Origin of the sequence: Aeromicrobium sp., from assembly GCF_049587115.1 — a bacterium.
Taxonomy (GTDB): Bacteria; Actinomycetota; Actinomycetes; order Propionibacteriales; family Nocardioidaceae; genus Aeromicrobium.
On record NZ_JBAVDI010000055.1, the window covers coordinates 23,028 to 30,652 of the forward strand.

Here is a 7,625-nt window from a genome sequence, read left to right on the forward strand (position 1 = left end):
CGGCTGTTCGCATAAAAAAATCCCTCGGCCCGAGGGCAATCGAGGGAGACGCGGGGCCGGATCAGGCCATCGCGTCAAACGCGTACTACGAGAATCTCTGCATGCACGCGTCCAGTGTTGTCCGCAGACCACTCGTGGTCAAGTGTTGAGACAATCCGTACCACCATGTGGACGGTGATTCGAGTTCACCACGGAGAGGCCTCGAAGTCCTTGAGGAAGACGCCGTGCACGTCATCACCGGTTTCGCCGCGGACGATCGGGTCGTATACCCGGGCGGCCCCGTCGACCAGGTCCAGCGGAGCCTTGAATCCCTCCTCGGCGAGCCGCACCTTGGTCGGGTGGGGGCGCTCGTCAGTGATCCACCCGGTGTCGACGGCGGTCATCAGGATCCCGTCCCGCTCCAACATCTCGCCCGCGCTGGTGCGGGTCAGCATGTTGAGAGCCGCCTTGGCCATGTTGGTGTGTGGGTGTCCCGGCCCCTTGTAGCGACGGCTGAACTGGCCCTCCATCGCCGAGACGTTGACGACGTACGTCCGCCGCGCGTCGGCTGCGGCCATCGACGGACGCAGCCGACTGACCAAGATGAAGGGCGCGGTCGTGTTGCACAACTGCACCTCGAGCAGCTCCAGCGCGTCGACTTCGTGGACCCGTTGCGTCCAGCTGTTGACGTCGACCGTGTCCGGCACGAGCCCCCCGGCGTCGATCCGCTCCAGATCGGCCGAGCCCGCCGACAGTGCCAGCGACGTCAGCTCCTCGGCGGTGTGAGCGTCGCTGGCCAGCACGGGATGGGCCGCGACCGAACCGACCAGCGCGGCCGGGTGCGCATCGCTGGTGTGCCCGAAGGTCAGCAGCTCCGGCAGCGGCCCCGCCGGCAACGGTGCCGACTCGGCCTCGGCCAGCGGCGCATACGCGCCGGGCGTGCGGCGCACGGTCTGCGCGGCATTGTTGATCAGGATGTCGAGCGGCCCCTGCTCTGCGACCGCGTCCGCCAAACCCACGACCTGGGCCGGGTCACGCAGGTCGATTCCGACGATGCGTAGTCGATGGATCCAGTCCGCACTGTCGTGCATAGCGGTGAATCGTCGAACGGCGTCGTGAGGAAACCGGGTCGTGATCGTGGTGTGCGCACCGTCGCGGAGCAGCCGAAGCGCGATGTACATGCCGATCTTGGCACGTCCTCCCGTCAGCAGCGCGCGCCGACCGGTCAGGTCGGTTCGTGCGTCCCGCTTGGATCGGTTGAGCGCGGCGCACTCGGGGCAGAGCTGGTGGTAGAACGCGTCGACGGCGGTGTACTTCTGCTTGCAGATGTAGCACGGCCGGGCGACCAGCAGAGTGCCCGCCGAGGCGCCGGCCGCGTTCGACACCAGCGGAATACCTTCGGTCTCATCGTCGATCCGGGTCGGCGAACCCGTTGCGGTGGCCGCGACCACCGCGCGATCCGCGGCCGCGACCTGGGCACGCTTGTCGAGCCGCCGGTGCTTCTTGACGTTCTTGTAGAAGGTTCCACACGCGCGCCGGAGTGCGACGTAGTCAGGATCCTCCTCAGCAAGCCGTTCGGCGGCGGCCAGCACCTTGAGTGCGACTGCGAGCTCGTCAGGATCGATCGATTCGGTCACGACCTCAACCGCACACGGCGCCGTCGGCCGCCGAGCTGACGAGCTTGGCGTACTTGGCGAGGACGCCCTTCGTGTACTTGGGTGGCAGTGGCTCCCAGCCGACCTTGCGAGCCTCCAGCTCGGCGGGGTCGACCTCGATCTCAAGCGTGCGGTTGGCCATGTCCAAGACGATCGGGTCACCATCACGAACGAAGGCGATCGGGCCGGCGTCGACGGCTTCGGGCGCCACGTGGCCCACGCACAGGCCGGTCGTTCCGCCGGAGAAACGCCCATCGGTCAACAGGAGCACCTCCTTGCCGAGGTCGGCCCCCTTGATGGCACCGGTGATCGCCAGCATCTCCCGCATGCCCGGCCCTCCCTTGGGACCCTCATACCGAATCACGACGACGTCACCGGCCACGATCGTGCCGTTCTCGAGCGCGTCCATGGCCTTGCGCTCGCCGTCGAAGACCCGAGCGGTACCCCGGAAGACGTCAGAATCGAAGCCCGCACTCTTGACGACGGCACCCTCGGGCGCGAGCGATCCGTGCAGGATGGTGATTCCTCCCGTCTTGTGAATCGGCCGATCCAGCGGGCGGATGACGTCGCCATCCAGATCGAGCTCGATGTGCGAAAGGTTCTCGGCCATCGTCTTGCCCGTCACGGTCAGGCAGTCACCGTGCATCAGCCCGGCGTCAAGCAGAGCCTTCATGATGACCGGAATGCCGCCGACCTTGTCGACGTCGTTCATGACGAAGCGACCGAATGGCTTCAGGTCGCCCAGGTGCGGAACCTTGTCACCGACCCGGTTGAAGTCAGCCAAGGTCAGGTCGACCTCGGCCTCGCGCGCGATGGCCAGCAGGTGCAGCACGGCGTTGGTGGACCCACCCAGCGCCATGACGACCGTGATGGCGTTCTCGAACGCCTCCTTGGTGAGGATCTGACGCGCCGTGATGCCCTGTCGCAGCATTTCCACGACGGCCTCGCCGGACTTTTCCGCATAGTCGTCACGGCGCTTGTCCGGGCCGGGCGGGGCAGCTGATCCCGGCAGGCTCATGCCGAGAGCCTCGGCGGCGGCAGCCATCGTGTTGGCCGTGTACATCCCGCCGCAAGCGCCCTCCCCGGGGCAGATCGCGCGCTCGATCTTGTCGACCTGCTCACGGCTCATGAGCCCCTTGATGCAGGCGCCGACCGCTTCGAAAGCGTCGATGATCGTAACGTCCTTGCCATCCACGCTGCCCGGCATGATCGACCCGGCGTAGAGGAAGACGCTGGCGAGGTCGAGGCGGGCCGCGGCCATCAGCATGCCGGGCAGGCTCTTGTCGCAGCCCGCCAACAGCACCGAGCCGTCGAGTCGCTCGGCCATCATGACGGTCTCGACCGAGTCGGCAATGACCTCACGGCTGACGAGGGAGAAGTGCATGCCCTCGTGCCCCATCGAGATTCCGTCCGACACCGAGATGGTGCCGAACTCCAGCGGATAGCCGCCGGCGGCGTGCACCCCCACCTTGGCCGCTTTGGCAAGCCGGTCGAGGGGCAGATTGCAGGGTGTGATCTCGTTCCAGCTCGACGCGACGCCGATCTGGGGCTTCTCCCAGTCGTCGTCGCCCATGCCGACAGCGCGCAGCATGCCGCGCGACGCGGTGGCCTCCAGGCCATCGGTGACGGTGCGGCTGCGGGGCTTGATGTCGATCTTTTTCTCGGTGGCCATGGGAACAAGATTACGGCTCAGTCCGCAGGCCCCGACGCGCAGGGACGTAGCATCACATCAGCTTGGATCTTATATCTCTTAGGTATCACGCTATGGCTTATATCAGCGGCACAAGTACGAGCGCGATCGACCAGCTGACGAAGCTGCCGACCAGGACATACTCGGCCTTGCGTCCAGCGACATCGCGGGAGATCTCCGGGAAGCGCAGGATGCCCTTGGCGGCGATCACCGCGGTCAGGACGACGTAGGCGCCCGACAGCGCCATCGAGAAGATCAGGATCCGCTCGATCGGCCCCAGGACCCGGCCGCCCTTGAGTGTCTGCTCGCTCGCCATGACTCCCGCATCCGTGCCGGCCAGGACCATCCGAACGATGATGTTGGCCGACTCGACGAGGAACACCACGCAGGCTGTGGCCAGGGCGAAGCGCTCGAAGGAGACGCCCTCGAGCGAGGCGATCAGCAGCGAGTCGTACCAGGACGTCAACCAGCCGTCCGCGACCGGCGACTGCGCACTCGCGGCAAGAATCGCCAGCACCGCGACGCCGAGGGTGACGATGGGCCACGGATGGGTCCGGTCCCTGGGTGTCGACGCGACCCAGGCCGACAGCAGTCCAGCACCCAGGGGCACCCACCACGCCGAGATGCCACAGCCCCAGACCCCGAGCGACAGCACCACGGTGCCTGTCACGACGGCCCGGGCGAGCTGGGCCCGGGTGGGGGCTCGGTCCTGCGGGCGCACGAGATCGGCGGCGCCCAGGGTGATCAGCAGCAGAGCAAGCAGGATCATGCCTGACTCGCCTTCTGCAGGAGGCTGACGCCTCCCAGCACGGCATACGCTCCGCTGCGCTGAAGGTTCTGGGACACGGCGGACTGCGTGATGTCCTCGATCTTTGCGAGCTCCACCTGGGTCCTTTCGTCGAGCAGCCCCAGCAGGAGCCGGCGGCTACGAGCATTCATCCCGCTGACGATCTCGTCGCGCGCCAGCAGATAGGCGTTGATCGCAGCGGGCTCGGGGAACTGTTGCGATCCATGCAGCATGTCGTCGGAGACGACGTACCAGGTACGGAGTGATCGGTGCTTGCGACTCTCCCTCGCCTTCGTCTCCACGATGGCATCACGCGCCGCCCACCAAGCGGGACCATCCTGCATCGGACCGTAGTCGCTGCGACCGACATCCCGATAGGTCCCCAACCCGACACCGAAGCGACAGTCCAGCGGATCCTCCAACGTCAGCCGGAGCAGCAGGGTCGCCCGTAGCGCCGACGGAACGTCGGCGTACACACCCTGGCACTCGTCGCCGATCGTCGGCGCGAGCGGCTGCACCGCGTCAACGGAACGATTGACCTGGGCCAGCGCTGCGACGAGGTTGTACTGGGCTGCCGCTCGATCGGGCTGGGTACGGGACCCCACCAGGTCGGCGATCACGGCGACGTGCGGATGTGGAGCCGACATACCTATAAGGCTATCACTATATTTTAGTGTTAATAAGGTATGACATGAAGTTTCGCGATGACAGAATGCGCCCATGGCCGCACCTTCGTCACCTCATCGTCGACCCGAGAGTTCGACCCGGACCTCGACCTTCTGGTCGCAGCGGCCCCAAGTCGTGGGCTCGTCGCCGAGATCACGGTGTGGGACGACCCGGCGGTGACCTGGGAGGCGTACGACGCCGTCGTCGTGCGGTCGTGCTGGGACTACCTGACCCGGCGCGAGGAGTTTCTCACCTGGGCCGACTCGGTGCCGCATCTGCACAGTCAGTCACAGGTCCTTCGGTGGAACACCGACAAGATCTACCTCCAGCAGCTCAAGGCTGCGGGGGTCCCGATCATCCAGACGCGTTGGGACGTCCGCCGCGGGGACAACCTCGGAGGGCATGACGAGTGGGTGCTCAAGCCGACCATCTTCTCGGGCGCGCGCGACACCGCTCGGTGGGAGTCCCCCGAGGATGTCTACGAGCACAGCGCCGCGCTGATGGCAGCGGGACGCACGTCGATGACCCAGCCGTTCGTCGAGTCGGTCGACCGGCGCGGGGAGACAGCGACGTTGTCCTTCGACAACCAGCTCTCCCACGCAATCCGCAAGGGTCCGATCCTGACCCGGGGCGAGGGGATCCATCAGGAACGGCCCGGCGAGGAGTCGATCACGCCTCGCGAGCCCGCCCCGGCACAACGAGCCGTCTCCGTCGCAGCACTGGAGGCGGTCGCCGACATCCTGGATCTCACCGAGCCACCGATGTACGCCCGGGTCTACCTCGTGACGACCGACCACGGTCCGGTGGTGATCGAGCTCGAGCTCACCGAACCAAGCCTGTTCCTCCCGGAGTCACGCGGCGGTGCGGATCGGTTCGTCGACCGGCTGCTGGCCCGGATCTGACAGGTTCCGTTGCGGGCGGCCCGGCAGGCATGGACAATCACCCTTTGTGAACTCAACCGCCGCCTCGTTCGTCCGCTACTACGACGTCGAGAGCGCCGACGGCACTCGCCTGCGCGCCTGGACCAACGATGCCGAGGGGCCCACCGTCTTCCTCTCGAACGGCCTCGGCACCAATCCGCACGCGTGGCCCGCCCTGTTGCGGCCCGACTGCGGGGTGCACGTCGTGTCATGGAACCACCGCGGCGTCGGCGGTTCTGCTCGCCCGGCGGATGGCCGAGTCGACCTCGACGCCTTCGTGGAGGATGCCATCGCGGTGATGGATCACGCCGGCATCGAGTCGGCGGTGGTGGCCGGCTGGTCGGCCGGTGTCACGGTCGCATTCGAGCTGGCCGCTCGGCATCCCGAACGAGTTTCCGGCATCCTCGCGGTGGCCGGAGTCCCCGGCAACACCTTCGCCACGATGCTCGCCCCGCTGCGGATGCCGCCGGCCGTCTCCAAACAGCTCATGGTCGGGCTTGCCAGATCGGCCGCCGTGTCGGGCCACGTGCTCGCCCCACTGACCAGGCGCATCCCCTGGACCAATGCGACCGCGAACATGCTGAGGCTCACCAGGTTGATCAACCCGTCCGCCGACACCGCCGAGCTGCGGACGCTGATGCAGGAGTTCTGCACGACGCACCCGGCGTGGTACGCCAAGCTCGCGATCGGCGTGTCCGAGCACCAGCGGGTCTCGCTGTCCAAGATCGACGTCCCGGTCACGTTCATCGCCGGCAAGTGGGACATGCTGACCGGCGCCCGAGACATGCTCTCGGCCTCCGAGCGGATCAAGGGTTCACGCTTCCGTGAGCTTGCGGCAACCCACTTCATCCCGATCGAGTTTCCCGAGATCGTGCTCGACGAGCTCCGGCATCTGCTCGCCCGAACCAGCTGAGCCCGGTCGAACCTTCGGCGGCGTCAGACAGCCAGCCGCTTCGACGCACCATCGGCTGGCCCGTCACGTCGCGGTGGCCACCTCCGGGTCGCCCTCGTCCCTGACGACCTGGTCGCGGCCGTGCCGCTTGCCGCGGTAGAGGAGGTCGTCGGCCGTCCGCACCGCGTCGGGGCCGGCCTGCGCCACGCCGGCGCTGAAGGTGAGCCCGCTCGGGTTGGTAGACCACACGTCGCGGATCCGCTCGATCATCGAGCCAGCGTCCTCCACACTGGCATCGACGAGAATGACCAGGAACTCGTCGCCACCAAAGCGGAACACGCCATCACCAGGACGAACGCCACCCACCAGTACTGCCGCGAACTCGACGAGCGCGGCATCACCCTTGACATGCCCGTAGAGATCGTTGAACGGCTTGAAGTGGTCGATGTCGATCACGCCTACTGCTCCAGAGGTGCCGGCCCGCTCGAGGAAGGCGTCGAGCCGCGTCCGGTTGAGCAACCCCGTGAGACTGTCGGTCGCGGCCAGGCGCTCCAGCTCCGCGGTCTTGTCCTTCAGCTCGCGGATGAGGGCCGCCAACCCCTCACAGCAGATGACCCACACCACCGCGGCAATCGGCAGCCGGATGAGCGCCATCGGAAAGGTCAGATCGCCCACCTGGTAGACCAGAAGCGTCGCGGGCAGGACGAACCACAGCCCGAGGTGCGGCACCTGGCTCATACCTATGTACAAGAACGACAGCACGACCAGCCCCAGGACCAGACCAGCGCCCACGTGCGCCACCCGGTCGACCACGCTGATGCCGGCGCAGGTTCCCACCGGCCAGAGCAGCAACGACCAACGACGGCCGATCTGGGCGGTGGCCACCAGCAGGCCGTACGCGGAGCCGATCGCCACGCCGACGCCCAGCAGCGCGACCACCGCATCCATCCCGAACGAGTCGGTCACGATGGTCGCGAACACCAAAGTCAGGAAGACGCCGCTGAACCACAGGCGCGCCTGTCGGTGCCATGCAGCG

Annotated in this window: 7 protein-coding genes; 2 read left to right on the forward strand and 5 right to left on the reverse strand. The window is 66.9% G+C overall.

Annotated features, from left to right (window positions below; all coding sequences use genetic code 11):
* Positions 1-185: 185 nt before the first annotated feature.
* From WB461_RS05480 to WB461_RS05495, 4 genes are all read right to left on the reverse strand, one after another.
* The gene (locus WB461_RS05480; RefSeq protein ID WP_423851712.1) at positions 186-1,616 is read right to left on the reverse strand and encodes an SDR family NAD(P)-dependent oxidoreductase; all 1,431 of its coding nucleotides are present in this window, start codon (positions 1,614-1,616) and stop codon (positions 186-188) included.
* 4 nt (positions 1,617-1,620) lie between these two features.
* Positions 1,621-3,306 (reverse strand): dihydroxy-acid dehydratase, encoded by a 1,686-nt coding sequence (gene ilvD / locus WB461_RS05485; protein ID WP_423851713.1) that lies wholly within the window; start codon positions 3,304-3,306, stop codon positions 1,621-1,623.
* Between the two features lie 97 nt (positions 3,307-3,403).
* Positions 3,404-4,093 carry a hypothetical protein gene (locus WB461_RS05490; protein ID WP_423851714.1) on the reverse strand — a complete coding sequence of 230 codons (690 nt, stop codon included), beginning with the start codon at positions 4,091-4,093 and terminating at the stop codon, positions 3,404-3,406.
* Positions 4,090-4,758: a SatD family protein gene (locus WB461_RS05495; RefSeq protein ID WP_423851715.1), complete on the reverse strand. Its 669-nt coding sequence runs from the start codon at positions 4,756-4,758 to the stop codon at positions 4,090-4,092. Before WB461_RS05495 ends, WB461_RS05490 begins: the two co-directional genes overlap by 4 nt.
* Positions 4,759-4,815: 57 nt before the next feature.
* On the opposite strand from WB461_RS05495, the gene WB461_RS05500 reads away from it, so the two are divergent.
* Positions 4,816-5,679, forward strand: a complete 864-nt coding sequence (locus WB461_RS05500; protein ID WP_423851716.1) for an ATP-grasp domain-containing protein — start codon at positions 4,816-4,818, stop codon at positions 5,677-5,679.
* Between the two features lie 46 nt (positions 5,680-5,725).
* A complete protein-coding gene (locus WB461_RS05505; protein ID WP_423851717.1) occupies positions 5,726-6,610 on the forward strand; it encodes an alpha/beta fold hydrolase in 885 nt (294 codons plus the stop codon).
* Between the two features lie 63 nt (positions 6,611-6,673).
* On the opposite strand, the gene WB461_RS05510 is transcribed toward WB461_RS05505, so the two are convergent.
* The coding region (locus tag WB461_RS05510) for a GGDEF domain-containing protein (RefSeq protein WP_423851718.1) at positions 6,674-7,625 on the reverse strand (952 nt) is incomplete at its 5' end.

What these genes read in the sequence shown, in the direction of transcription:
- WB461_RS05495 (WP_423851715.1), bottom strand. Translation starts at nt 4,758, where the DNA reads ATGTCGGCTCCACATCCGCACGTCGCCGTGATCGCCGACCTGGTGGGG.
- ilvD (WP_423851713.1), bottom strand. Translation starts at nt 3,306, where the DNA reads ATGGCCACCGAGAAAAAGATCGACATCAAGCCCCGCAGCCGCACCGTC.
- WB461_RS05490 (WP_423851714.1), bottom strand. Translation starts at nt 4,093, where the DNA reads ATGATCCTGCTTGCTCTGCTGCTGATCACCCTGGGCGCCGCCGATCTC.
- WB461_RS05500 (WP_423851716.1), top strand. Translation starts at nt 4,816, where the DNA reads ATGACAGAATGCGCCCATGGCCGCACCTTCGTCACCTCATCGTCGACC.